The organism is Paracoccus sp. P2, assembly GCF_046335115.1.
Classification (GTDB): Bacteria; Pseudomonadota; Alphaproteobacteria; order Rhodobacterales; family Rhodobacteraceae; genus Paracoccus; species Paracoccus pantotrophus.
This window is the reverse complement of record NZ_JBGOSN010000022.1, coordinates 1-22,982: the sequence shown is the minus strand read 5'-3', so window position 1 is coordinate 22,982 and position 22,982 is coordinate 1. Positions and strand designations below refer to the sequence as shown.

21 protein-coding genes and 2 pseudogenes are annotated in these 22,982 nt (G+C 62.2%); 3 read left to right on the top strand and 20 right to left on the bottom strand.

Features of this window, described 5'->3' with window-relative positions; translation table 11 throughout:
* Positions 1-14: 14 nt before the first annotated feature.
* The 7 genes from ACDP63_RS14700 to ACDP63_RS14670 all read right to left on the bottom strand — a co-directional run bounded on the left by ACDP63_RS14700 (position 15) and on the right by ACDP63_RS14670 (position 7,325).
* Positions 15-1,142, bottom strand: a complete 1,128-nt coding sequence (locus ACDP63_RS14700; protein WP_409928163.1) for a C4-dicarboxylate TRAP transporter substrate-binding protein — start codon at positions 1,140-1,142, stop codon at positions 15-17.
* Between the two features lie 37 nt (positions 1,143-1,179).
* Positions 1,180-2,487, bottom strand: coding sequence for a TRAP transporter large permease (locus tag ACDP63_RS14695; protein WP_409928162.1), 1,308 nt, complete (start codon positions 2,485-2,487; stop codon positions 1,180-1,182).
* 2 nt (positions 2,488-2,489) lie between these two features.
* Complete coding sequence (locus ACDP63_RS14690; RefSeq protein WP_409928161.1) at positions 2,490-3,041, bottom strand: TRAP transporter small permease; 552 nt, start codon at positions 3,039-3,041, stop codon at positions 2,490-2,492.
* A gap of 78 nt (positions 3,042-3,119) precedes the next feature.
* Complete coding sequence (locus tag ACDP63_RS14685) at positions 3,120-4,502, bottom strand: MmgE/PrpD family protein (protein ID WP_409928160.1); 1,383 nt, start codon at positions 4,500-4,502, stop codon at positions 3,120-3,122.
* A gap of 42 nt (positions 4,503-4,544) precedes the next feature.
* Positions 4,545-5,447 carry an SMP-30/gluconolactonase/LRE family protein gene (locus ACDP63_RS14680; protein ID WP_409928159.1) on the bottom strand — a complete coding sequence of 301 codons (903 nt, stop codon included), beginning with the start codon at positions 5,445-5,447 and terminating at the stop codon, positions 4,545-4,547.
* Positions 5,448-5,482: 35 nt separating this feature from the next.
* Complete coding sequence (locus ACDP63_RS14675; RefSeq protein ID WP_409928158.1) at positions 5,483-6,232, bottom strand: SDR family NAD(P)-dependent oxidoreductase; 750 nt, start codon at positions 6,230-6,232, stop codon at positions 5,483-5,485.
* A 295-nt stretch (positions 6,233-6,527) separates the two neighbouring features.
* Positions 6,528-7,325 carry an IclR family transcriptional regulator gene (locus tag ACDP63_RS14670; protein WP_409928157.1) on the bottom strand — a complete coding sequence of 266 codons (798 nt, stop codon included), beginning with the start codon at positions 7,323-7,325 and terminating at the stop codon, positions 6,528-6,530.
* A 132-nt stretch (positions 7,326-7,457) separates the two neighbouring features.
* On the opposite strand from ACDP63_RS14670, the gene ACDP63_RS14665 reads away from it, so the two are divergent.
* The 3 genes from ACDP63_RS14665 (at position 7,458) to ACDP63_RS14655 (ending at position 10,175) form a co-directional block, all read left to right on the top strand.
* Positions 7,458-8,390 carry an IS5 family transposase gene (locus tag ACDP63_RS14665; RefSeq protein ID WP_409928156.1) on the top strand — a complete coding sequence of 311 codons (933 nt, stop codon included), beginning with the start codon at positions 7,458-7,460 and terminating at the stop codon, positions 8,388-8,390.
* A gap of 185 nt (positions 8,391-8,575) precedes the next feature.
* Positions 8,576-9,319, top strand: coding sequence for an SDR family oxidoreductase (locus tag ACDP63_RS14660; RefSeq protein ID WP_409928155.1), 744 nt, complete (start codon positions 8,576-8,578; stop codon positions 9,317-9,319).
* A gap of 19 nt (positions 9,320-9,338) precedes the next feature.
* A complete protein-coding gene (locus ACDP63_RS14655; RefSeq protein ID WP_409928154.1) occupies positions 9,339-10,175 on the top strand; it encodes an SMP-30/gluconolactonase/LRE family protein in 837 nt (278 codons plus the stop codon).
* 74 nt (positions 10,176-10,249) lie between these two features.
* Here the strand turns inward: ACDP63_RS14655 and istB are convergent, their stop codons facing one another.
* From istB to ACDP63_RS14590, 13 genes and pseudogenes are all read right to left on the bottom strand, one after another.
* Positions 10,250-11,044, bottom strand: a complete 795-nt coding sequence (gene istB / locus ACDP63_RS14650) for an IS21-like element helper ATPase IstB (RefSeq protein WP_409928153.1) — start codon at positions 11,042-11,044, stop codon at positions 10,250-10,252.
* A pseudogene (istA, locus tag ACDP63_RS14645) lies at positions 11,034-12,565 on the bottom strand (IS21 family transposase). Before istA ends, istB begins: the two are co-directional and overlap by 11 nt.
* A gap of 123 nt (positions 12,566-12,688) precedes the next feature.
* Positions 12,689-13,387 (bottom strand): TetR/AcrR family transcriptional regulator, encoded by a 699-nt coding sequence (locus tag ACDP63_RS14640; RefSeq protein WP_409928152.1) that lies wholly within the window; start codon positions 13,385-13,387, stop codon positions 12,689-12,691.
* Between the two features lie 102 nt (positions 13,388-13,489).
* The gene (locus ACDP63_RS14635) at positions 13,490-13,870 is read right to left on the bottom strand and encodes a cupin domain-containing protein (protein WP_409928151.1); all 381 of its coding nucleotides are present in this window, start codon (positions 13,868-13,870) and stop codon (positions 13,490-13,492) included.
* Between the two features lie 15 nt (positions 13,871-13,885).
* Entirely contained in the window at positions 13,886-14,743 is an 858-nt protein-coding gene (locus ACDP63_RS14630; RefSeq protein WP_409928150.1) for a carbon-nitrogen hydrolase family protein, read from the bottom strand.
* Complete coding sequence (locus tag ACDP63_RS14625) at positions 14,740-15,624, bottom strand: 3-keto-5-aminohexanoate cleavage protein (RefSeq protein WP_409928149.1); 885 nt, start codon at positions 15,622-15,624, stop codon at positions 14,740-14,742. The genes ACDP63_RS14630 and ACDP63_RS14625 overlap by 4 nt, the downstream gene beginning before the upstream one ends.
* A gap of 108 nt (positions 15,625-15,732) precedes the next feature.
* Positions 15,733-17,184: an FAD-dependent oxidoreductase gene (locus ACDP63_RS14620; RefSeq protein WP_409928148.1), complete on the bottom strand. Its 1,452-nt coding sequence runs from the start codon at positions 17,182-17,184 to the stop codon at positions 15,733-15,735.
* A 70-nt stretch (positions 17,185-17,254) separates the two neighbouring features.
* Complete coding sequence (locus ACDP63_RS14615) at positions 17,255-18,202, bottom strand: Bug family tripartite tricarboxylate transporter substrate binding protein (RefSeq protein WP_409928147.1); 948 nt, start codon at positions 18,200-18,202, stop codon at positions 17,255-17,257.
* Positions 18,203-18,374: 172 nt separating this feature from the next.
* Entirely contained in the window at positions 18,375-19,325 is a 951-nt protein-coding gene (locus ACDP63_RS14610) for a Bug family tripartite tricarboxylate transporter substrate binding protein (protein WP_409928146.1), read from the bottom strand.
* 76 nt (positions 19,326-19,401) lie between these two features.
* Positions 19,402-20,349, bottom strand: a complete 948-nt coding sequence (locus tag ACDP63_RS14605) for a Bug family tripartite tricarboxylate transporter substrate binding protein (RefSeq protein WP_409928145.1) — start codon at positions 20,347-20,349, stop codon at positions 19,402-19,404.
* Between the two features lie 54 nt (positions 20,350-20,403).
* A complete protein-coding gene (locus tag ACDP63_RS14600) occupies positions 20,404-21,906 on the bottom strand; it encodes a tripartite tricarboxylate transporter permease (protein WP_409928144.1) in 1,503 nt (500 codons plus the stop codon).
* A 14-nt stretch (positions 21,907-21,920) separates the two neighbouring features.
* Entirely contained in the window at positions 21,921-22,382 is a 462-nt protein-coding gene (locus ACDP63_RS14595; protein WP_409928143.1) for a tripartite tricarboxylate transporter TctB family protein, read from the bottom strand.
* Positions 22,383-22,885: 503 nt separating this feature from the next.
* Positions 22,886-22,982 (bottom strand): annotated as a pseudogene (locus ACDP63_RS14590) (IS5/IS1182 family transposase); the annotation flags it as partial.

Below are 22,982 nucleotides of genomic sequence, written 5' to 3'. Positions count from 1 at the left end.
CCCTGCCCTTGGCCTCAGTTCATGCCATAAGTCGCGATATCGACCTTGGAGAAGATCTCCTGATCCAGAAGCGCCTTCACCGCCGCCACGTCCGTGCGGTCGATCCCGGCGAGCAACTTGCTCCACTTGTCGTTCAGAGCCATCATGTCGTCGACGATGGACAACGGATCCTCGATGCCACGCTTTTCCATCTGCGCGGTGGCAAAGTTCGCGACGAAGTCATCGCTGAAGGTCTTCAGCGTGGTCATGTCCTCGGGCGTCGGCTCGACAAGGGCGATGTCCGCGGCTTTGGCCGTCTCGAAAGCCTCGTCGATCAGTGCGCCCCATTCGACAAGGCTTTTTGCCGTCGCAAAGGACAGGGCGTCAAGGATGGCGCGGCGTTCCTCCTCGGAACGGTCCTGCCAGAAGTCCTTGTTCATGAAGTAGCCGCCCGTCGGCAGGGATCCCAGTGGGATCAGGTATACCGACTTCGCTACCTCGCTGAGCCGCCAAAACACGGTCAGGAATTCGGGGCTGCCGGCAGTGCAGTTCAGCGAGCCGCGCTGCATGCCGGTATAGATCTCGGTCGGCGGAACGCTGACGACCGTGCCGCCGATATATTTGATGAAGTCGATCTGCGCACCGCCGGTGCCGCGGATCAGCTTGCCCCTGAGGTCGGCAAGGCTCTGGACTGGCTCACCGCAGATGATGTTCCAGATGCCGATGGTGAATGCGGTTCCGAACACCAGGTCGTTCCGCTCGATCTCGGCTTGCAACTGCTCGTTGAAGAACCGCAACTCGGTGGTGGCGAAGGCCAGCGCCATCTGGTCGTCGGCCAGAAAGCCTAAGTCGGAAACCACATTGTCGAAAGGCATCTCGGACGGGATCTGCGAGGCGTTGATATTGGCGATCTGGGCCACGCCGCTCTGGACGCCGGGCAGGGTGCCTTCCCCCGGCAAAAGCGCACCGCCGGCGAAGATCTCGAACTCCACGGCCCCGTCCGTGCCTTCCTTCACATGCTCTGCAAAGTCGGCAAGGAACTGGGCATTCGGCGAATTCGCCGCATTGAAGGTCGCGGCCCGGAAGGTCTCGGCGCTGCCCGGGGCAGCCGACAAGGCCGTAAGGGCCAAGGCAAGGGCGGTGGTATGCAGACTGATTTTCATGGTTTCCTCCTCTGTTGATCTGGTTCGGCCCGAAGGGTCACTTCATCAGGCTTGGTAGAAAAAGGCTTATTGCCGGGAACAGGACGATCAGCGTCAGCGTCACCAGGTCGGTCAGGACGAACCATGATGCGCCCCGGATCACCTCGGTCAGCGACACGCGCGATCCCATCGCGCTTTTGACCACGAACAGGTTCAGGCCGACCGGCGGCGTGATCAGCCCGATTTCCAGAAGCTTGATCACGATGATTCCGAACCAGATCATGTCGATGCCCAGGCTTTTCAGCACCGGGTCGATGATCGGGATGGTCAACAGCATGATCGCCACGCTTTCGACGAACATGCCCAGGATGATGTACAGCACGGCAATCGCGGCGATCACGGCCAGCGGCGATTCCACGATCCCCAGCAGGACTTCCGCCAGCGCGGCGGGTACCCCGGTCAGCCCCAGAAAGACCGAGAACATCGTCGCGCCGATCGCGATGAGGAAGACGGTGGCGGTCCCTTCCGCCGTTGCGATCACGGCTTGGGCAAAGGCCTTGCGATTGATCGACCGGCGCGACAGCGCGATGAGCAGGGCGCAGACCGCACCGATCGCACCAGATTCGGTCGGCGTGAAGATGCCGGCGAAAATCCCGCCGAGAACCCCCAGGATCAGGACGGGTAAGGGCCAGATGTCGCGGATCGCCGCCCAAAGCTCGACCCTGGTGTGCGTGCCGCGGTATCGTGGCGCCAGATCCGGCGTGAAGGTCGCCCGCAGGGTGATCATGACGATGAACGCCACGGCCGACAGGATGCCCGGCAGAATGCCCGCGACGAACAGCTGGCTGATCGAGGTGTTGGTGAAGATGCCGAACAGGATCATCAGGATCGACGGCGGGATCATCGAGCCGAGCGTCCCCGCCGCCGCCACCGACCCGGTGGCAAGCGAAGCCTTGTAGTTGGCCTTCATCATCTCGGGCACCGCGATGCGGGAGAAAGCCGCAGCCGTCGCCACGCTCGACCCCGAGGACGAGGCGAAGAGCGCCGAGGCGATGACCGTGGCCGAGGCGAGGCCACCGGGAATGCGCCCGATCAGCATCCGCGCGCTGGAGAACAGGCCGCGGGTCAGCCCGGCTTGCGCGGCGATATAGCCCATCAGCAGGAACATGGGCACGGCGCTCAGGCTCCATTGCGCGACGAAGTTCATGGGGATGGCGGTCAGGATGCCCCAGGCGGCGCCGGTGCTGGTGATCACGCTGATGCCGATGAAGGACACGATGCCCAGCACCACGCCCACCGGCATCCGCAGCGCCAGCAGGACAAGGACGGCCGCAATGCCGACAGTTCCGATTTCAAGACGATCCATGATCAAACCGCCTCCGGCGGAAGCGGATGCGTATCCGACTGGTTGTGCGGCGCGGCCGCTTCCTGCCAATCGTCGCGCGTGACGATTTGGACAAGCCGGAAGACGCCGATCAGCGCGGCGACCCCGAAGCCTGCCGGAAGAAAGAAGGCCGATGGCCAGACGGTGATCGGAATCTGGCCGTCCACGAATTCGCCCCGCGCGAAGGCCTTGACGGCATCCCAGAACGACCGCCAGGTCAAAAGCGAGAAGAAGGCCACCTGACCAATATAGGCAAGGACAAGACAGATGCGCTGGAAACCTGGCCCGAAGCGATCATAGAACAGATCGACCACGATGGCGCTGTTGCGCATCTCGACCAGGGGCAGCGGCAGAAAAACCGCAGCCAGCATATAGTAACGCGCCACGATCTCTGACGTGCCGGGAAGCGGCTGCTGCACCACGGCCTTGGCAAGCACGTCAAGAAAGACGTGCACCATCATGCCCGTAATGCATATCCCGCTTAGCCACATCAGCGCGTTGGTAAGCACGCCAAGCACCTTTTCCATTCTGTCCATACGTCTCCTCCTCCCCGAGATGATCGTTCGGCCTGGCTGGCGCCGGTGCCTCCTGCCCCGACACCGGCACATGCAGGGTCAGTGCAGCGCGGAAATCAGCTCCTCTGTCCGGGGACAGGTTTCCAGCCCGCGCACCAGCGCCTGCACGCGCCGGATGCGCTGCGCATCCAGCGGAGATGCCGCGACCCCGGCGCAATCCGCGAATTTCGTTTCCAGTTCGGGCCAGGTCATCGGACGTTCAGGCGTGCCGGGCACATCCTCGCCCAGTCGCGACAGGGTGCGGCCATCCGTCGTCACAACCTCGACCTTGCCTGCGGGCAGTTTCAGGTTCCAGTTGAAGGCCGGGTCGAACACCCCCTCGACCTTGTCGGCCAAGGCCAGGATACGCGGATCCTGCAAGGCGGTGGGGGCGAAGTCGCCGATCGACATCCTGCCCGCGCTCAGCGCCACGGCAATGGTGAAGGGCAGCGAGAACTTGGCATCCATCATGGTCGCGGGGCGCTTGCGCGCCTCGACCGGCTTGCACATCCGTTCGGCAAAGCTGCCCACATAGACCCGGACCGCCGAGATATCCTCGACGGGGATCGGGTTTTCGCGCATCAACTCGATCGCGGCATGGATATAGGTGTGGGCGTTGCCGACGGCGGGCCAGTACTTGTAGGTCATCCCTTCGCACAGATAGTCGGACCCCAAGCCCTCCAGCATCTTCTCGCGGTTGTATTCGCCGCCGAAATAGACCTTGAAGACGCCCGCCTCGCCCTCGAACAGACGGCCCATGCCCAACATGCCCTTTTGCGCTAGCAGCGCCGCGGTCACGCAGCTTTGGGCGATAAAGCCGGCGTAAAGACCGCGGAGATCGCTCCCGATGCCGAAGATCTGCTCCATCGTGCCGCCAGCGGTCAGGCTGACAATGCCCATCGCATTGGTGATCTGCGTAGCGTCCAGGCCCAGAAGCGCGCCGCAAGCGGCCGTGCCGGAATAGACCCCCACGACGCTGGACAGGTTCCAGTCCATGTTCCAGCGGACGTTGCAGCGCAGTCGGATGAACAGTTCCTGTCCGATGGCCACGGCCGTGATCAATTCCTCACCGGTGACGCCGCCCTTGCGTTCGGCCAGGGCCAGAAGCGCGGGCACCAGCGAACTGTCGGGATGCGCACCCCAGGGCGTCTGGCTGTCATAGTCCAGCCCATGAGCAAGCGTCCCGTTCGCGAAGGCCGCCGCTGGTGCGGGCAGACGGCCGCCGAGCCCCATAACGGTTGCCTCGGCCTTGCCGCCCGCTTCGGTCACGAGATCAAGGATCGGGCGGACGGCGGGCTCCATCCCGCTGGCCCCCAGCATGACGCCCAGCGTATCCAGGATGCTTTTCTTGGCGGCCTCGACCGCACCGGCGGGCAGATCGGCAAAGCGGGTTTCCGCGGCAAAGCGGGCGAAGGCATGAGAGATATCGCGATCTTCGGTCATGGTCGGTCTTTCGGTTTCGCAAGGAAGAGATGAAGCCGTCGGTCAGGCGGCAAAACGGGTTTCCGGCAGGCCGCGCACGCCAAGCCCATGAATGGCAAACAGCCCGCCCGCCCCGGCCTGCGTGGTGGGAACGCCGCGCACCGGCTTGGCCATGCTGGTGACATAGAGCACGTCCAGATCTGGCCCGCCGAACATGACGCTGGTCACGTTGCGCACAGGAGCCTCGATCACGCGATCGATTGAACCATCGGGGGCATAGCGGATGATGCGGCCGCCCAACACTTTGGCATTCCACAGGAAACCTTCGCTGTCGACGGTCGCGCCGTCCACGGTTCCTGGAAAGCCCTGGTCCGAGATCAGCAGGCGCCGGTTCGAGACGCCGCCCGTGGCAAGGTCATAGTCGCTTGCCCAGATGACCTTGTGCTCGCTATCGCCATAATAGAAGGTTCGGTTGTCGGGACTCCAGCATGGCGCATTGAAGCAGATCATCCCGGCGTCGATCTGATGAACCGAAAGATCAGCGTCTATCCGATAGAGCGGGCCTTCGGCGCCGGGCTTGCGCGGCACCGTTACGTCCGACGGGTCACAGTCATGGCCCATGCAGCCCGCAAAGAAGCGGCCCGCGCGGTCCACCTTGCCGTCGTTGAAGCGGTATCCCGGCTTGTCGGCCAAGGGGTTGGCGATCAGCGTCGTCTCTTGGCTGGCGAAATCATAGAAATGAAAGCCATTCGCCAGCGCCAGGATCGCTCCGCTACCTTTGCGCAATGCCATCGAACCGATGAACGTCGGCACATAGTGGGTGCGCAACTCGCTGCCATCGGCGCGACATGCCCAGATTTCGCAAGCAGTGCTGTCGATCCAGTAGAGCCGCTCCCCCTGCACGTCCCAGAGCGGGTTCTCGCCCAGGTGATTCCTGCAGTCGGCCAGAAGCCGAATTTCGACCATTGTGCCCTCCCCCCGGTTCACTTGGCGGCGACGCCTCAGAGACAGGAAGTCTGTCCGCCATCGACCGAGACAACAGCCCCGGTCATGAAGCTGGCGTCGGCCGACAGGAGAAAGGCGATGACGGAAGCGATTTCCTCGGGTTCGCCGATCCGGCCGATCGGATGGGCGGCAAGAATGGCGCTGGCGCGAACCGGATCCTGCAAGGCATAGTCCATCAGCGGTGTGCGGGTCACGCCGGGCGCCACGGCGTTCACCCGAATGCCAAGCGGACCAAGCTCGGGCGCCATCGACTTTGAAATGCCGGAAATTCCGAACTTCGAGGCGACATAGGACAGCCGGTTCGGCACCCCCAGAATGCCCGCCCCGGACGAGATGTTGACGATGGCGCGCGGCCAGGTGTCATCCTTCACGGCCTGCACGAAGGCTTGGCACATGTTGATCGTGCCGTTCAGGTTCACATCCATGATCTTGCGATGCTTTTCGGGATCGGTGTCGATGATGCTGCCGACCCCGGTGATGCCGGCGCAATTGACCACCCCATCCAGCCGCTCCAGCCGGGCGCGGATCTGCGCCAGGGCGGTCTGTACGGCAGCGTGGTCGCAGACATCCAGAACCAGCGCCTCGATCCTTGATCCGCCCCCGTCAGCAGTACCGTGCAGTGCGTCCTGGGACACATCAGCAGCGATGACCGTTGCGCCTTCGTCATGCAGCCTTTTCACGGTGGCGGCGCCGATACCGCTTCCGGCGCCAGTGACCACGACAACCTGATTTTCGAAACGAACCATCCTGCAGGGCCTCCCTAGTCCCTCGGCGCAGCCGGCGTCCCGCGATCTGAACGTCTGGGACGGGAAGTAGCGTGGTGCGCCACAAATTTCTCTTATGAAAGTATAGTTTCATATACGCATCTTTCCGTCAATATTCCTTTGCTTGCAGGACATGCGAAAGCGAACAGCGTTACTGTTTGATTTTGCTTCACTATACTCAGGAAGGGTTTGGTTTCCGCCCTGCCGAACGGCATGAATGCCATACGTGGGCCGGCGCAACGCAGTTACAAAGTCTCGCAATACGCGACAGTGCGAATCAGTCCAAGACAGACTCTTTGCCTGCGAAGCCCAGCTTCTTCGACAGTTCCGCGCAAGTCGTGGTCAAGGTCGTCCGGGCCTCTGCCAACAACGGCAAGCCGTCTCCTGTCAGGCGACGGATGAACGGCGTGGTCAGGGCGGCGACCGCCTGCCCGGTGAAATCGAACACCGGCGCGGACAGATTGGTGATCCCCTCGATCGTCATCGACGGGCCTTCACAATAGCCGACAGCCCGGACCTTTGGGAGGTCGGCCAGAAATTGCGCGCGGCGGTCGGCTGGCTCTGGCCCGGCAAGATCCAGAAGATGGGCGCGTTCTTCCTGATCCATGAACGCCGCCAACACCCGGCCCGACGCTGAATCATAGATCGGGATCTGCGCCCCAAGACGCACGGTGTTGATATTGAGGTCGGGGTTGTCGAACTGGGCCACCACCAGCAGACGGCCGGCATGGAGGATGCACATGTGAACCGACTGGTTGATCTGGTGCGCAAGCTGCCGCATGGGTACGCGCGACAGCGACAGCAAGCGTTGCACCGGAGGGTGCCGATAGGCGACTTCCAGCATCTTCGCGCTCAGATGATACCGGTCGTCCTTGTCGAGCCACACATAGTCCCGCTGACGCAAGACGGCCAACATCCGAAAGATCTCTGGCGTGGTGCGGCCAAGCTCCTTGGCGATCTCGACCTGCGTCAGCCCATCCGCGTCCGCGGCCAGCAGTTCCAGAATATCAAGCCCTTTCGCCAGGGCAGGCGCCCGATATTTTTCGCCGTCATGATCAAGTCGTGGGTCCGACATTCGCGTCACATATCGCCAGCACATAATTACTGTCTTTTACATATGAAACTCTGGGCCAATTCAAGGGGCGTTGTTGCAGAACTCTGACCGTCGAGGATTCACATCGTTAATCCATACGTTTAGACGGTCCGCATGAGCAAGCCATCACGCGCCCGCTATCGCACGACGAACTGGTCCAGCTACACGGAGTCGCTACGCAAGCGCGGGTCGCTGCTTATCTGGCTGGACAAGGAGATGACCTGGCTCGCGTCGCATGACGGCAAGCCCGGTCGCCCTGCGGTGTTCTCGGATGCCGCGATCCAGTTCTGTCTGACGATCAAGGTCCTGTTCAAACTTCCGCTTCGGCAAACGACCGGGATGGTGGCCAGCCTGCTCAAGATGGCGGACCTAGACTGGGCGGTGCCCGACTACACCACCCTGTGCAGGCGTCAGAAGACACTGGCCGTCCAGATCCCCTACCGGCGCGCCGATGGCCCCCTGAAGTTGCTGGTGGACAGCACCGGCATCAAGTTCCTCGGCGATGGTGAATGGCAGGCCAGAAAGCATGGCGTTCAAGGCCGACGCCAGTGGCGGAAGGTCCATCTGGCCATGGATACTGCCACATCTGACATCCGGGCGGTCGAATTTACCCCCAGCAGCGATGGCGACAGTCCCGTTCTGCCGGAGCTGCTCGACCAGATACACGGCGACGAAGAGATCGGCACGGTGACCGCTGATGGGGCCTATGACACCCGCCGTTGCCATGCCGCCATCATCGACCGGCAGGCCACTCCAATCATTCCGATCCGCAAGAACGGGCGGCCGTGGAAAGAGGACTGCCCGGCCGCAATCGCCCGAAACGAAACCCTCCGCGCCACCCGGCACTACGGCAGGGCATTCTGGAAGCGATGGACGGGATACCACGTCCGAAGCCGGATCGAGGCGAAGATGCGGTGCCTCAAGGCCTTCGGCGAACGCATCGCCGCCAGAGACCCCGACCGCCAAACCGCAGAAATCCAGATCCGCGTCGCCCTCATGAACCGCTTCTCGGCCCTTGGAACGGCCGAAATCATTCGCGCGGCCTGAAGCTGAAGGGGAAAGGGAGCATCACGCCTCAGGCCTGAGTTGCGCAACAACGCCAATTCAAGGGCGGAACCGTCCCGGTCCAGCCCGCCAGCGAATACATTTTTGTTGACTTATCCCCTATTGTGGGATTTTCTTCCTACTGCATTGCTCCTGCTGGGGGCTGCGGCACCAAGGGGAGGGTAGTCATGGGTCAGTTGGCCGGGAAAATTGCGCTTATCACGGGGGCGCTTGGCACCATCGGTCAGGCGTTGGTGCAGCGTTTCGCGGCCGAGGGCGCGCGCGTCATTGCGGCGGACCGGCCGGATGCAGCGGACGCCGAAGCGACGCTGGCCAATCTTGCCGACGGCGTGCGCTATTTCGGCTGCGACTTGAACGATCTGGCGGGCACCGAAGCCGCGGCAGCCGCACTTGCCGAGGAGGTGGGCGGGATCGACATCCTCGTCAACAATGCGGCCACCGTCGTGAACAAGGGCCACGAAGCCTTTTCAATCGCCGAATACGAGGAGGAAATCCGCGTGAACTCGTCGGCGGCCTTCGTGCTGATCCGCGCGGTCAGCCACCGCATGAAGGAAAGGCGGCAGGGCAAGATCGTCTGCATGACCTCGGCAACGCTGAACGGCCACTGGGAGGGGTTTGTCCCCTATGTCGCCTCGAAGGGGGCGGTTTATGGACTGATCAAGTCGATGTCGCGCGAACTGGGTCACTACGGGATCAATGTCAACGGCATCTCTCCCGGTGCCGTGGTGTCGGATGCGGAAGGACGGCACTTTGGCGAACGCCGCGACGCCTATCACAACTGGATTCTGGACCGCCAAAGCCTGAAGCGGCGGATCGAGCCGGCGGACATCGCCAATCTGGCGCTGTTCCTGTCCTCGGCCGAGTCCGATCTGATCACCGGACAGGACATTCACTGCGATGGCGGATGGTAAGGAAGTCGAAGCAATGGTGATGTCCGAACCCCAGTTGCTGGCAGAGGGCTTTCGGTTTCTTGAAGCCCCGAAATGGCGGGATGGTCGGCTTTGGGTGTCGGACGTCTTCGACCTCAAGGTCATCGAGATGACGGATGACGGCAAACAGATCGTCACCACCATCGACGTGCCGCATCGCCCGGCAGGACTCGGCTTTCTGCCACACGGTGATTTGCTGATCATCTCGCAGGCCGACCAGAAGCTGCTTCGCTGGAACGGGACCGATCTCTCGATTCATGCCGATCTGGCGGGCCATGCCACCGGCTTCCTGAACGATATGGCCATCGACGCGACGGGCCACATCTATTGCGGCGATTTCGGCTATGACTATGTCGCGGGGGAACTGCCTCGGGCGACCGCGCTTTACCGCGTCGATCCGGCCGGCGGGGTCGCCCGCGTTGCCGAGGCCGTGGAGTTTCCCAACGGCTCTGTCATCGTCGATCAGGGGCGCACGCTTATCGTGGCAGAGACCTGGGTTGGCCGCATCACGGCCTTCGACCTGTCCCCTGACGGGCAGTTGTCCAATCGCCGACTGTTCGCCGATCTGTCGCCCTGCCAGCCCGACGGGCTGTGCGCCGATGTCGAGGGTGCGATCTGGGTCGCCTGCTACAACACCGGCGAATTTCTGAGGGTTCTCGACGGCGGCACGATCACCGACCGGTTCACGGTGGACGGCCGCGGCATTTCCTGCACGCTTGGCGGCGCCGATGGGCATACCCTGTACATGACCGCCTTTCTGGGCGATGAGGACGACATGGCGGCGGGCAAGCGGTGCGGCGTTGTTCTGGCGGCCCAGGTCGGCGTTAGCGCGCCTTGACCTGTTGATTTTCACCCAGAACTGAGCCGGTTTTTTCACCGAGAAGTGAGCCACCTCTGATTATGGATTTCGGTTCATGCTGGGGTCAAGGGCGGGTCTGTCTCCTTCTTTTTCCTGGCTGCAGCTGCTGAGCTTGCCTTGAAGCGGAAGCTGTCGTTTCCGGTCTCCAGGATGTGGCAGCGGTGGGTGAGGCGGTCGAGCAAGGCCGTGGTCATTTTTGCGTCTCCAAAGACCGTAGCCCATTCGCTGAAGCTTAGGTTCGTGGTTATGACGACGCTGGTGCGTTCGTAGAGTTTGCTCAGCAGATGGAACAGCAGCGCGCCGCCCGAGGCGCTGAACGGCAGGTAGCCCAGTTCATCCAGGATCACGAGGTCGAGCTTGGTCAGGCCTTCGGCGATCTGCCCGGCCTTGCCCTTGGCCTTTTCCTGTTCGAGGGCGTTGACCAGTTCGATGGTCGAGAAGAAGCGGACCTTCCTGCGGTGATGTTCTATGGCCTGGATGCCGAGGGCAGTGGCGACATGTGTTTTCCCGGTGCCCGGACCGCCGATCAGAACCACGTTCTGGGCGCCATCCATGAACTCGCAACGGTGCAGGGTCCTGACCGTGGCCTCGTTGATCTCGCTGGCGGCGAAGTCGAACCCGGAGAGATCCTTGTAGGCCGGGAACCGCGCGGACTTCATGTGATAGGCGATTGATCGAACTTCGCGTTCGGCCAGTTCCGCCTTCAGCAGTTGCGACAGTATCGGGATGGCGGCTTCAAAAGCCGGTGCCCCTTGCTCGATCAGATCGGTCACGGCCTGCGCCATGCCATACATTTTGAGGCTGCGCAGCATGATGACGATGGCGCCAGCGGCTGGATCATGACGCATGGCGGCCTCCTGCGAGTTGGGCACGCAGGCCGTCATAGCGTTCGACATTGGCCTTGGGCTCGCGGTGCAGGGCCAGTGCCTGTGGTGTGTCCAGTGGCGGCCCACCGATCACCTTGCCGTCGACCAGCCGGTGCAACAGGTTCAGCACATGGGTTTTGGTCGGCACGCCCTCGGCCAAGGCAAGCTCCACGGCGGTCAGCACGGCCTGCTCATCGTGGTGAAGCACGAGGGCGAGGATATCGACCATCTCGCGATCACCGCCGGGCTTGCGCAGCATGTGATCCTGCAACTGTCTGAAGGCGTGAGGTAATTCGATAAACGGCGCGCCGTTGCGAAGCGCGCCGGGCTTCCTTTGCACGACCGCCAGATAATGCCGCCAGTCATAGATCGTCTTCGGTGGAAGGTGGTGGCTGCGTTCGATCACGCGCGTATGTTCGCAAAGGAGGTTGCCCTCGGCCGCCACCACCAGCCGGTCGGGATAGATCCGCAAGCTGACAGGGCGGTTCGCAAATGATGCCGGGACACTGTAGCGATTGCGTTCGAAGCTGATCAGGCAGGTGGGTGAGACGCGCTTGCTCAACTCGATGAAGCCGTCGAACGCGATGGGCAGCGGCATCAGCGCGGCCTGCTCCTCGGCCCAGACATCAGCGATTGTGCCGGGCAGTTTGCCATGCGGCGTCTGCTGCCACAACGCGAGGCAACGCTGCTCCAACCAGGCATTCAGCGCGGCCAGGTCCGGGAAGTCCGGCATGCCTTGCAACATCTGGTGGCGGGAATCCCGAACGTTCTTCTCGACTTGCCCCTTCTCCCAGCCTGCCGCCGGATTGCAGAACTCCGGCTCATACACATAGTGGTTCGTCATGGCGAGGAAGCGCATGTTAATCTGCCGCTCCTTGCCGCGACCGACACGATCCACCGCCGTCTTCATGTTATCGTAGATGCCCCGACCAGGGACGCCGCCGAAGACACGGAACGCGTGCCAATGGGCATCGAACAGCATCTCATGGGTCTGCAATGGATAGGCACGCAGCAAAAAGGCCCGGCTGTGCGACAGCTTGATATGGGCCATCTGCAGCTTGGCGCGCTCGCCGCCCAGAACCGCAAAATCCTCGCTCCAGTCGAACTGGAAGGCATCGCCAGGGTCAAAGTGCAGCGGCACGAAGGTCCCGCGCCCCGTCGTCTGCTGTTCGCGCTGCCGATCAGCACGCCACCGTCGTGCAAACGCCGCGACCCGGGCATAGGAGCCGGTGAAGCCAAGTGCTACGAGATCGGCGTGCAACTGCTTCATCGACGCCGCTGCTTGCGCGACTTGCCGGCTTCGGTCTTGAGCCAACCCGCCAACTTCTCGGCGAAGGGGTCAATCTTGCTTTGACGTTCCGGCGTCGCGAACCTTGGCTCGATCGTGTTCGCCGCCAGATGCTTGGTCACGGTGTTGCGCGACACGCCCGTCAGCCGCGAAATCTCGCGGATCGACAGCTTCTGGCGCAAGTGCATGCGTCGGATAATGTTCAAAAGTCCCATGTGGATCACTCCGTTGCCCCCGCCGCTCACCGCTTTGGGAGAAGGTTCACATGGCTCAATTCTCAGTGAAAATTATGCGCCTAACCGGCTCAGTTCTGGGTGAAAATCAACAGCCTTGACCTATCAGCTGCCGCCGCGCGTCGGCGGCGCGCGAAAGCCCGCTTCCAAAAAATGGATCGTCCGCGAAAGGGCCTGTGCCAGGTTTTCCGGTCCAGTCGGCCAGGCGTTGTCGGCCAACTGGTCCGGGACGGCGGCAAGCCGCTCGATCCCGCCCAGCGAATAGAGCGTGACGCCAACCATCGAGTTGTAGCGCCATATCACTTCGTCCAACGGAAGTTCGGGAAGGCAGCCGTGCAGGGCCCGAATAAAGGCGCGACGCACCGGCTCGTAATATTCCGAGATCACCGCACGCCCGCCTTCGGGTGTGGAAAAGGCGTCGTTCAGAAATCGAGAGACGACGACGACCCGCGCCTTGTATTGTGAATCCCATGCCAAATGGAACAGAGGAGCAAGAAACGCATTCAGGATCGCGTGCAGACGCGCATCCGGCGCAGCTTCAAGCGCCCGATCAAGCAGGTCCAGCCGCTGGGCGTTCAAGGGCAGAATACGGCGCTCAACCACCTCCTTGAAGAGGTTTTCCTTCGATCCGAAGTGATAGCTGATCGCGGCCAGATTGACGCCGGCCCTGCTGGCGATGTCCCGCACAGACACGGCATCGGGACCGGCTTCCGATATTATCGCCTCGGCCACATCCATGATCTGGGTGCGCGTTGCGGCGCCCGCCCGGCTGGGACGCTTTGCCTTGGCGACTGGGCGGTTCATCGCTTCCCTCCAGACCGGGGTGCATGGATCACGCAGCTTGGCACGCACCGCCGACCGGATTTTCATATCGCCGGCAGCGACAAGTGTCGAGTGCGGCGGCCGTCAGACCTTGTGTGTGAAGAACTCGGTTCCGTCCAGGAAGCGGTTCGGTGCGGTAAAGATCGACAAGATCACCGCTCCGTTCGGGGAATGGGCGATATGGGTATTGCCGGCGGGCCGCCATACAAAGTCACCCGCCCCACACTTGCCCTCGTCATCCTCCAGCGACCCTTCCAGCACATAGGTCTGTTCCAGCTTGGTATGTTCGTGCAAGGGAACAACGGCGCCGGGTTCCATCTTGAACATGATGGTCGAGCGGCCGTCATCATCCTTGTACAGGATCTTCATCGAAATCTTATCCACACCCGAAGGCACCCAGTCCATCTGCGAAGCAGCAATGAAATGCGAAGCCTTTTCGGGCGGATTGACGATCTTGTCGGTCATGGTGTAGTCCTTTCTTCAGGTTGCATCCGACGTGACACGAGCCACGTCGAAAACGGGGTTGGTGGTCAGGCTTGGGATACGGGACCGCGCGGTGGCGCAGGCAGCCGGGTCGATCTCGGCCAGGCACAGGCCCGAAAGCTCGTCGCCACAGCTGGCAAGCACCCGGCCCCAAGGGTCGATGATCATGGCATGTCCCCAGGTCTGCCAGTTTCCTGGATGCGTGCCGCAGGTCGCTGGGGCGAGCACGAAGCACCCGGTTTCGATGGCGCGGGCGCGCAGCAGGGGCTCCCAATGCGCGGCGCCGGTTTCGGCGGTAAAGGCTGCGGGAATGGCCAGGATTTCCGCCCCTGCCAAGGCCAGCGCACGGTAAAGCTGCGGAAAGCGCAGGTCGTAGCAGATCGTCATGCCGATCGCCCCCTGCGCCGTTTCCACCACCGGCGTGACATTGCCCCCCCTGTAGTGCCGGGATTCGCCGACGGTCCGACCATCGGCAAGGACGGCGTCGAACAGGTGGATCTTGTCGTAGCTGGCCAGAACACCGCCGTCTGGACCGATCAGGAAAGACCTGTTGGCCAGATGACCCTCTGGTCCTTCGTCCGTCTGCATCACCAGACTGCCGACCAGCAGCAGGATGCCGTGGCGCCGCGCAAGGTCACGCAACGCGGTCAATGCCGCGCAGCCCTCATCGGCCCCGGCCGATCCGCGCATTGCCTGGCTGCTGCGATCCAGGAAGGTGGCGAATTCCGGCAGGGCCACCAAGGCCGCCCCCTGTCCCGCCGCTTCCTCGACCAGTTCTGCGATCGCCGCGAGATTGGCCGCCAGGTCATTGCCAGGCGAGACTTGAAGGCAGGCGGCCCGGAACGGCGCGGTCATGGCTGCGGCAGTCCCAGCAGGGCGCGGGCCTCGGACGGGGTTGCCACCTCGCCACCAAGCTGACGAATGATGCTGATGGCCTTATCGACCAACTGGCCGTTCGACTGCGCCTGAACGCCCTTGGACAGGAAGAAATTGTCCTCCATGCCCACCCGGCAGTGACCGCCCATCAGGAAAGCCTGGGCCACCATCGGGAATTCGGTCCGCCCGACGCCAAAGGCGGCCCAAAGCGCCCCCTGCGGTAAGGTGCCGCGGAAATAGGACACCATTTCAGACGTCGCCGGCGCCCCCCACGGAATGCCAAGCGCAAACTGGAAGATCGCCGATTTGGATATGGTCCCATCGGCCAGCATCTTCAGCGCCAGCGCCATGTGGCCGGCATCGAAGATTTCGAGTTCAGGCAGCGCTCCGGCCTGCTGGATGCCGGCCGCAATCGTCTCGATCTGCGCCGGCACGTTGATCAGCGCACCCCGGCCGAAGTTCAGCGAACCCATATCGAGCGTGGCGATCTCGGGTTTCAGGTCAAGGATATGGCGCACCCGGGATGATGGCGGCTGGACGTTCGATCCGTCACCATAGGTATTCGCTTCCTCCAGTCCCGGCACATAGCGTGCCCCCGGCCCGGTAGTCAGGTTCAGGATGATATCCGTGCCCGACTCGCGCAGCATGTCCACCACCTGTCGGTAATACTCCAGCTCCATGCTGGGCTTGCCGGTTTCAGGGTTGCGGACATGGATATGGGCGATCGCCGCCCCGGCATTCGCGGCCTCGATCACGGCGTCGGCGATCTGGCGCGGCGTCACCGGCAGTTGTGGAAACTTTTGGGCAACATCATCCCCGCCGGTCACGGCGCAGGTCAGGATCGTCGGTGAAACAGCCATGGCATCCTCCATTATTAAGTCAAACGTATGTTCTATTTTTCGAGTCGGATCAAGCGCATCTTTGCGGATCGTCAGCTGATTGGCGGCATCACCGCCACCGGCTCTGTGCTAGGGTTGCGCCCGCTCCTCGAGATCGAACAGAACGAACTTGAGCGGCTTGGACGGCTCGAACGTTCCTGATTGCGACGGCGCGACGATATGCGGCTTTGCTTCGGCCCCCCTGACGGCAGCGATCCCGGCAATCCGCCCCATGGTAATGGCGGGCGATATGTGCAGGCCGCCCATGCCGGCCAAGACGTTGATTCCGCCCACAGTATCGCCAACGGCGAACAGGCCGGGCACAGGTCTGCCTTGGACAGTGACAACCTGCATGTCCAGAGTCGTGGTCAAGCCGCCCCAGGTAAAGCTGATGCCGCGAACCATTCGCAGCGCGGCAAAGGGCGGTTTCGAGATCGTCCTGCGATCCACGGGCAGAAGCACACGCCCCGTGACCGGATCTTTGGACTCAGACCCTCCAAGGAATGCGTTCCAGTCTCGGATCGAGTCCTGCAGCTGAGCCACATCGCAGCCGATCGCGGCGCCAAGTTTGGTCAGCGTGTCGCGGATGATCGCCTTTTCCGGCATCCTGCCGACAAAGTCGGCACGACGTTCAAGCGTTTCGCTGTCCACGATATAATAAGCGGTCTGTTCAGGTTGCTGCGCAAGGCTTTCGACGCGCCCGGCATAGGGCCCGGTTTCATCATGAAAGCGCGTACCGGACAGGTTGACCGCGACCGCATCCTGCACCAGGCGCGTCGGCACCAGGACCATCGGCTGAATGTAGGCCATGTTGATCAGGTCGCCCCCCACGGACGCACCAAGCACATGCCCGGCCCCGCGACAAGTATTCACTCCGACGATGTGTTTGTTGATCGCTTCCTCCGGTTGATACCGTCTTCGAAGCTCGAAATTGCCCTGATAGCCGCCGGTCGCAAGAATGACGCCGCGACTGGCGGCGAGCGCGAGCTGTTGCACCGAACCGTCAGGCATCGTCTGACGCGCCGTAAGGCCGGTGACCCGCCCGTCCGAGGTGATCAGATCATCGACCTCGGCCCTCAAGAATATGCCGGCACCAAGCGCCGCCAGCCGTTCGCCATAGGCTCGTCCTATCGCGGTGGGGTCTTTCAGCGTATGAAGCCTGTCAGCACTATGTTGCGAGGGCTTCGAATCGAGCCGCGCAATCTCTATGCCCAGTTCGGTGATCTCGTCATACGTAGCCCGACTTTCCGTAGCAAACCGCAGAGTGAGCTCGCGGTCCCAGATCAGGCCGCCCTTGGTCTTTTCGCGCTCGAACTGCCGTTCGGCGTCCTCCATGAAAAGCTCGATCGAATCCTTTATGCCATTGCGTCGCTGCACCGGCGTATCGATCAGCACCAGATGGCCGGTCGACAGGATCGCATTGCCCCCAAGATGATCCTGGGTTTCCAGAATCGCGACCCGCGCACCCGCTTTGGCTGCGGAATATGCTGCGGCAAGACCTCCCGGACCGCCGCCGACGACGATGACGTCATGCGTTGTCATTCTTCCCCCCTGTAACGGATGCCACGCTTGCCGTGGCGTCTTTGTTCCACCCAGAGCAAGCCGGGCCGGCTCAGTTCGACTGGATTCCGTGCTTCTCGGCCAGCGCGGTCCAGCGCTCCAGTTCGCCGTTCACATGGTCGGCGAACTGCTGCGCATCCATCTGCGGCGGCACGGCACCCGCCGCGGCCAGGAACGCCGCGCCCTCGGGGCTGCCCATGACCCGCGCGATGTCGGCGTTGATCTTTACGACGATGTCGTCAGGCGTGCCGGCCGGCGCGAGGATGCCCCACCACGCCGCGACCTCGGCATCGGGAAAGCCCGCTTCGGCCACGGTGGGCACATCGGGCAGCGAGGCAAGGCGCATATTGCTGAAGGTGGCTATTGGCTTGCCCAGACCGGTTCCCGCCTCACTGGGCGAGCCGATGAACAGATCGAGCCTGCCGCCGCCCAGATCGACCATGGCGGGCGAGCCGCCCTCGTAATGGACGGCCTCCATCTGGGTGCCAAGGATATCGTTCAGAAGCTGTCCCGAAAGATGCGAGATGCTGCCGACTCCGGTCGTGCCGTAGAAAACCTTCTGCTCCTTGGCCAGCGCAGCCAATTCGGCCATGCTGCCGATCGGATGGCGCGACCCGGCAATCAGCAGATAGTGGCCCACCCCCACCAGACCGACCGGCTTGAGGTCGGTCGCCGGATCGAAGGGCAAGCCTTTCTGGATGGCGGCGCTGGTGGTGTAGCTGCCAGAAACGATGAGCAGCGCATGCCCGTCCGGACGCGCGTGCGACACGCTGGCCGCACCGATCATAGAACCGGCGCCGGGACGGTTCTCGACCACAACGGGCTGCTGCCACTCGGCAGACAGCTTCTCGGCGACATAGCGTCCCATGACGTCGACGGTACCGCCGGGCGCAAAGGGGACGACAAGCCTGACCTCCCGGTTTGGGAAATCCTGTGCGCCTGCGGCCCCCGGCAGAATTAGTACCGCCACCGCAAGCAGGCTGCGAAGTTTCGTAAGCATGATGATTCCTCCCCGACTTTTAACTGCTTCTTGACGCTTAGCGGTCTCCGGACGACCGGAGCCCCTTACTGCCGGAAACAGCTTTGAATGATGGCCCCCATGGGTCTCGCCTCCCGACTCAGACGGTGCGTCCACCGCCGCGATCGCGGCGAGGGACGCCGACGCGGCGGCCTCAGTCGGCCGTCACTCCCGACGCCTCAGCAACAGAGCGCCACTTGGCGATCTCGTTGTGGACCATCTCGGTGAATTCGGCGGTGCTCTGCGTGCCAGGAACTGCGGCTTGCGATTCAAGGAAAGCGACCGCCTCCGGCGTATTCATGACCGTGGCGATGTCGTCGTGGATCCGTGTCACCACGTCCGCAGGTGTGCCCGCCGGGGCGAAGACCCAGTACGAGTTAAGCACAAATGTGTCGGCGAAGCCGGATTCCGCCACCGTCGGAACATCGGGAAGCAGCTTGGAGTGGGTCGAACTCAGGACGGCAATGGGTTTTCCCAGCCCACCGGCAACGTCATTGTAGGCGGCGAAGGCGATGTCAATGCGCCCGCCGCCCAGATCGACCATCACCTCCGAAGCGCCGCCGTAATGCACGGGCTCCATCTCGATGCCGAGAACATCGTTCATCAGTTCGCCAGTCAGGTGGCTGATGCTGCCCACGCCGCCATTAGTGCCGTAGAAGATCTTGCGCGTCTTCGCCTGCTCCACCAGATCGGCGAGCGTGTCGACCCCCTTATCCGGTCCGGTGGCAACGAAGAAGTCGCCCATCGTTAGCACGGCCACCGGTTGCAGATCTGCCTCCGGATCATAGGGCAAGCTCGGCTGCGTGGCAGCATTAGCCGCAAAGCTGGCGGATGTGACGAGCAGCGTATAGCCGTCCGGCTTCGCCTGAGTCACATGGGCCGCGCCGACGGCCGACCCTGCACCCGGCCGGTTCTCCACTACCACCGTCTCGTTCCAGTGCCTGGCGAGGGCTTCACCCAGGTAGCGGCCAACCGTATCAACGCCGCCGCCGGGCGCGAAGGGAACGACAAGCGTGACCTGTTTGTCTGGAAAATCCTGGGCCCCGGCGACCCCCGGCAAGATAAGCACAGCTGCCGCAAGCAGGCTGCGAATTTTCGTAAGCATGATGGTTCCTTCCCGACTTTATGACTGCTTCGTGACCCTGTGGCAGTCTCCGGACGACGGCAGTCCTGCGCTTCGCTTACTGCTCGATCATTCCCGCTTTTTCGGCGATGCCCCGCCATTTGGTGATTTCGTCCGTGACATAGTCGGTGAACTCGGCAGTCGCCATCGCGCTGGGGGTAGCGGCCTGCGTCGCCAGGAACTCCACCGCTTCGGGTGTGCTCATCACCTGGACGACATCGGAGTGAAGTTTCGCAAGCACGTCATCCGGCACGCCTGCGGGGGCGAAGACGCCCCACCAGTTCGGCACAACGGTCTCTGCAAAGCCCGCCTCGGCAACGGTCGGCACATCGGGCAGCACCGAAGACCGCTTGTCACTCAAGACAGCGATCGGCTTGCCGATGCCGCTGACCAAGTCGCTGTAACCGCTGAAGGCCACGTCGATGCGACCGCCGCCCAGATCGACCATGACCTCCGAACCGCCCTTGTAATGGACAGTCTCCATCTCGATCCCCAAGACGTCGTTCATCAATTCGCCTGTCATATGAGCAAGGCTTCCGACACCATTGGTGCCGTAGAAGACCTTTTTCGACTTTGCCTCGCGGACCAGATCCTCAAGTGAGCCGATGTTAAGCCGCGGTCCGGCTGAGACGAACCGGTCGCCCAAGGCGATCACGGCCACGGGCTTCAAATCCTCGACGGGATCGAAAGGCAAGCTGGGCTGGGTAGCGGCATTGGTAGTGAAGCTGCTGGAAACGACCAGCAGCGTATAACCGTCGGGTCGCGCCTGCGATACATGGGCCGAACCGATGGCCGAACCCGCGCCAGGGCGGTTTTCCACCACCACAGCCTGCCCCCACAGCTTGGATAGGCTCTCCGAGACGTAGCGTCCCATAACGTCGACGGAACCACCGGGTGCGAAAGGCACGACGACCGTCACCTGACTGGTCGGATATTCTTGCGCAGCGACGATGGCCGGGGCGGCTATCACGCCAAGCGCCACGGCGGCTTTCAGAATGAAGTTCATTGAGTCCTCCCTACAGTTTCGACCGAACTTTACGTCCTGCCTCGTTTCGGTATTTCAGTCTTCTGCAAGCACCTCGTCGCGCCGCTTGCGGATCAACGGCAAACTTGCGGTAGCAACCATCGCGGCCGCGATAATCAGGAACGTCAGCGAAATTGGCTCGTTCAGGAAGGTCATGAAGTCTCCCTCTGACAAGACAAGCGCGCGGCGGAAGTTGGTTTCAAGCAGCGGTCCCATGACGAACCCCAACACCAGAGGCGCCGGCTCGCACTCCAGCTTGCGAAAGACATAGCCCGCCACCCCGAATGCCGCGGCAAGATAGATATCGAAGGTCGCGAATTGGCTTGCGAACACCCCGATGCAGCAAAACAGCAGGATCGCAGGGAAAAGCACGCCATAGGGGATCTTCAGCAGCTTTACCCACACTCCGACTAAAGGCAGGTTCAGGATCACCAGCATCAGGTTGCCGATCCACATCGATGCGATAAGGCCCCAGAACAGCTGCGGGTTGCTGGTCATCACCTGCGGGCCAGGCTGGATGTTGTGCATGATCATCGCGCCCAGCATGAGGGCCATGGTGGCACTGCCGGGAATGCCAAGCGTCAAAGTCGGGATGAAGGCCGTCTGCGCCGCCGCATTGTTTGCCGCCTCGGGCCCGGCGACGCCTTCGATGGCGCCCTTGCCCATCATATGGCGAAAGCGCGACACCTTCTTTTCCAAGCTGTAGGAGAAGAACGACGCGATCGACAAACCCGCTCCGGGGAGGATGCCCAGCACAGTTCCGATGGCGGTGCCGCGCAGAATCGATGGGGTCATTCGCCGGATATCTTCGCGGTTCGGCATCAGGCTGCCGACGCGCTCGGTATAGGTTTCACGCGGTTCGTCTTGGTCAAGGCTGCCGACCACCTCGCCGAAGGCGAAGATGCCGACGGCGATCACGATGAAGTCGAAGCCTTCCCAAAGATGCGGTACGCCAAAGGTGAAACGCTGTACGCCGGAATTCAGGTCGATTCCCACGATGCCGATCAGGATGCCGATCAGGATCATACCGATGGCCTTCCCGATCGACCCCGACGACAGGGACACCGCACCCACCAGCCCAAGAACCATCAGCGAGAAGTAGTCGGCCGCGCCGAAGCGGAACGCCATTTGCGCCAGTGGCGCTGCGAATGCGGCCAGCACCAGCGTTCCCACCGTGCCCGCCACGAATGACCCAATCGCAGCTGTCGCGATGGCGACCCCCGCCCTACCCTTCCGGGCCATCTCGTGGCCGTCGATCACTGTTACCACGGACGAGGTTTCTCCCGGCAGGTTCACCAGGATGGCGGTGGTCGATCCCCCATAGGCAGAGCCGTAGTAAATGCCAGCCAGCATGATCAGTGCGGATGTCGGATCCATGCCGAAGGTGATCGGCAGAAGCATCGAGATGGTCGCCAGCGGTCCAAGGCCCGGCAACACACCGATCAACGTGCCCAGCAGGCAGCCGAGGAAGGCATAACCCAGGTTGGACAGGGTCATCGCCGTGCCGAAGCCAAGCGCGATATTGTTGATAAGATCCAAAGCGGGCTCCCGATTTAATTCGCGAATGCAGACCCCAGAAGGGGGATCTGCAGTCCGAGAAGCTTGATGAATACGATCCAGCTCAGCAGCACGAGAAAGCCGACTGAGATCAGTAGAGCGCGCAGCGAAAACTGCGGGTTGGCCAGCGACGCGGTACCGAGCAGGACTGGGATGGCGACAATCAGGCCCAGGGGCTCCAGCACAACCCCGAACAGCACAACGGCCACGGTCAGGATGACAAGGTTACGCAACGGCCATCCGCCAATCTGCGTCAACGGCGCGCCGGGGGCCAGCGCACCGATCACCACGCAGATGCCAGTAAGAGATAGGACCACCCCAAGGACGAACGGGAAGTAACCCGGACCCATCCGAACCGCAGTGCCTAACTCATAGCGGATGGAACACACCGCCACGATTACGCCCAGGGCCAAGTACAGCAGCCCGGCAACGAAATTTTTCTGATCTCTGACGACCACCGTTCCCTCCCAAAGACGCAGCAGTATTGATTCTATCCGAGCCGCCCTCGCGCCTAGCGGCGCGGAACGCGTTCCAATGCGCTTATCGACAGCGCTATACCGTCGGATCGGCCCTCCCACCGTCGCAGCCCGCTACGACACTCTATATAATAAAGTCCCGATTAGTAGGATTTTGTCAGACTTCTTCTCCTTTTGTCAAGACAAACGATTCATCGCTCTTCGAGCGCGCCCACCCGTCTTATGCAGCTTGAATCAGGGAAGAGCCCATTCCTGCATAGCTCCTAACCGCACGGGAAGCCGGACTTGTTAGGATCGCAACCTTGCTGCCCACACAGGGACGGCCACCAGCAAGGGCGCCAGTACCCAACCAAATGAAATCCTGTAATCTAGGAATTATTAGCGTTCGACAGGCGCGATGATCCAGCGGATCATGAACTAAGCGAATCATGGCAAACCCAGAGTCCTAAGCCCGGTGGGACGGGACTTTGGAACGGCGCGTTAGGTCATGTTGACAAATGGCGGAGCCAGAGGCGGATCGACGTGATGTCGATGAAGCCCAGGAAGCTTTCGGCGGTCTTGTCGTAGCGGGTGGCGACGCGA